Here is a 2,814-nt window from a genome sequence, read left to right as displayed (position 1 = left end):
ATCAATGACCACATCGACCTCGCGCTCGCCGTCGATGCCGATGGCGCGCACGTCGGCCAGAACGACCTGCCCGTCAACATTGCCCGCCGCCTGCTCGGTCCGCGCAAGCTCCTCGGCCTCTCGATCACCCACCCCTCGCAACTTCCCCTCCCCCCCTCCCCTGCCGCCGCCGCCATTGTTGACTACCTCGGCATCGGCCCCGTTTACCCGACCGGTTCCAAAGCCGACGCCGCCCCCGCACTCGGCCTCCCACTCTTCGCTCGCATGACAACCGACGCCGCGCCGCTCCCTGTCATCGCCATCGGCGGCATCACGCTCGCCAACACCCCCGCCCTCTTTGCCGCCGGAGCCGCTGGCATCGCCGTGGTCTCCGCGCTCTCCGCCACGCCCGATCCCACCGCCGCCGCCCGCGCGCTCCGCGCAGCCGCCACCGCGACCAACACACCACAACGCTAAATTTTTCTCGTATGATTCCCAACGTTCTCACCATTGCCGGCGTCGATCCCTCGGGCGGCGCGGGCGTCCTCGCCGACATAAAGACCTTCTCCGCGCTCGGAGCCTATGGCGCAGGCGTCATTGCCGCGCTCACCGCGCAAAATACCCAAGGCGTCACTGGCGTGCAAGCCGTACCAGTTGAGTTCATCACGCAACAACTCGACACCCTCTTTGCCGACGTCCGCATCGACGCCGCCAAACTCGGCATGCTCGGCGACGCCGCCACCATTGCCACCGTGGCCGACGGACTGCGCCGCCACGACGTGCGCCGCCTCGTGGTCGATCCCGTCATGGTCGCCAAAAGCGGACACCACCTCCTCGCCCGCGAAGCCATTGCCGCCCTCCGCGAAAAAATCCTGCCCCTCGCCGAAGTCCTCACGCCCAACCTCCCTGAAGCCGCAGTTCTCCTTAACACCCCCCCCCCCTCCTCCCTCGACGAAATGCGACACGCCGCCCGCGCCCTCCACCACCTCGGCCCACGCATCGTCATGCTCAAAGGCGGACACCTCGACGGCCCCGAAAGCATCGACATCGTTGACGACGGCACCACCCAGCACGAACTCCGCGCCCCCCGCACCGCCACGCGCAACACCCACGGCACCGGCTGCACCCTTTCTGCCGCCATTGCCGCGCTCCTCCCCCGCCACGCCGACCCGATCGACGCCATTCGCGCCGCCAAGCATTACATCACCCGCGCCATTGCCGCCGCCGACCAACTCGACATCGGCCACGGCCACGGCCCCGTCCACCACTTCCACTCGCTCTGGCAACAGCCGCGCAAACCAGACATGGACAAATAACCAAACCCATTGGCCGCTCATTTTTCATGTGAGGGCTGGCGTTCACTCCGATCTAATCTCCTTTCCATGACCCACTGCTTTTTTCCCCGCCTCGTCCATCTCTCACTTGTCAGCCTCGCCCTTGCCGGCGTGGTGAACGCTGCCGCGCCAACCAAGCAAGCACTCCCTGCCAGCAACCCCTACGCTGCCGCCATCGCCGCATGGGAGGCACTGCCAAAGGAACAACGCACCCGACTTCACGACGCCAGTTATGCGCAAGTCTCGCCCGCCACGCGCAATCCCACCGATGACACCCCTCCCCTCCCCTCCCTTGCGCAAGCCACCGCCACGCCCGAAACCACCGCTGCTGTTCAAGCCATCACCCAAGCCCTCCGAGCGGGCGCGCAGATGCCGACCGTGGACTGGGGCATCGACATGAATCAGAAACCGGAAAACATCATCTTCAGCCACGTTGGCGACATGCGCCGCCTCAGCTACATCGCGCTCGCCCAAGCCGACCAACTCGTCGCAACCGATCCCCAAGCTGCCATCACCCTTGCCGCCGACACGCTTGCCGTTGCCCGCCATGCCGGGGCAAACAACTTTCTCATCTCCCGCCTCACCCAAAGCGCCCTCGACGGCATCGTCACCAATTGGATTGCCCGCCGCCTTCCCGACCTGCCATCCGACGCCGTATCCGAACTCCAACGACGCATAGCCACCTTCCCCGACGGCGGCGACTGGGCCGCCTGTTTCCAGAACGAGAAACTAATCCCCGAATCCATACTCAACCAGATTCTCGACCTCGTCGCGCTCGCCCCCGCTCCCGAAAGCGGCCTCACCGCCCGGACACTGCGCATGGCCGGCCTGCTCAACGACGGCAAAACCGTTTCCATCAGCCTCGAAACCACTGACCTGAATTTTTGGATACAAACCGGCCAGACCCGCCACGGCGTCCGCCTTGTCAGCGTTGATCTCAAACGCCACCAAGCCCTTCTCTCCTACGAAGGCCGCCTCGTCCAACTCCAGCTTGAAGGCCGCAAACTCGTCGATCTCGACACTATCCGCGTCACACTGCCCGAAGACCATCCCTTGCGAAAAATGCTGGAATTTCTCCCCGGAAAACATCCTGAAGATTTGCCCCAAACCCTGTTCCAATGGGTGACGGTTACCCAAGAAATCATGGATTACTACGACGCCCTCACTGCCAGTTTTGACGACTTCGATTTTGCCAACAGCACCGCTCTCTACGAACGCCTCAGCCTCGCTGCAAAAACTCTAACGATGGATATGGGGTCTCTTCAGCGAACCGCTGCCTACGAAAAAATCCGTTCCGCCCAACTCACTGCCGCCCTTGCTGCTGCCGCCACAGGCAAACCACCCACTGACGTAATCGACCCTATCACTCAAAAATCCTTCCGTATCACTCCCACCACTACATCGAACGGCACCGGCTACATCATCGAATCCGAATTTCGCCCCTCCCCCACCCGCCCCACCCGCCTCGTCATCGGCCCAGAACCAGACAAACGCTAAGCCC

General features: G+C 63.6%; 3 protein-coding genes. All 3 read left to right on the top strand.

The genetic code is table 11. The features are described 5' to 3' along the window. A partial coding sequence (locus OBACDRAFT_RS15715; protein ID WP_043587227.1) for a thiamine phosphate synthase occupies window positions 1-456 on the top strand: 456 nt, incomplete at its 5' end. Window positions 457-467: 11 nt separating this feature from the next. Then, complete coding sequence (gene thiD, locus OBACDRAFT_RS15710; protein WP_043587225.1) at window positions 468-1,295, top strand: bifunctional hydroxymethylpyrimidine kinase/phosphomethylpyrimidine kinase; 828 nt, start codon at window positions 468-470, stop codon at window positions 1,293-1,295. 66 nt (window positions 1,296-1,361) lie between these two features. Next, on the top strand, window positions 1,362-2,810 hold the full coding sequence (locus tag OBACDRAFT_RS15705; protein WP_232767221.1) for a hypothetical protein: 1,449 nt from the start codon (window positions 1,362-1,364) through the stop codon (window positions 2,808-2,810). The last annotated feature ends 4 nt before the right edge of the window (window positions 2,811-2,814 follow it).

The sequence above is a fragment of the Geminisphaera colitermitum TAV2 genome (assembly GCF_000171235.2).
In the GTDB taxonomy this organism is placed as follows: domain Bacteria; phylum Verrucomicrobiota; class Verrucomicrobiia; order Opitutales; family Opitutaceae; genus Geminisphaera; species Geminisphaera colitermitum.
The sequence above is the reverse complement of the archived record's forward strand: the minus strand, read 5'-3'. Positions and strand labels throughout refer to the sequence as shown.

Excerpts from the sequence above, each read along its gene's own strand:
- thiD (WP_043587225.1), top strand. The coding sequence starts at position 468 with ATGATTCCCAACGTTCTCACCATTGCCGGCGTCGATCCCTCGGGCGGC.
- OBACDRAFT_RS15705 (WP_232767221.1), top strand. The coding sequence starts at position 1,362 with ATGACCCACTGCTTTTTTCCCCGCCTCGTCCATCTCTCACTTGTCAGC.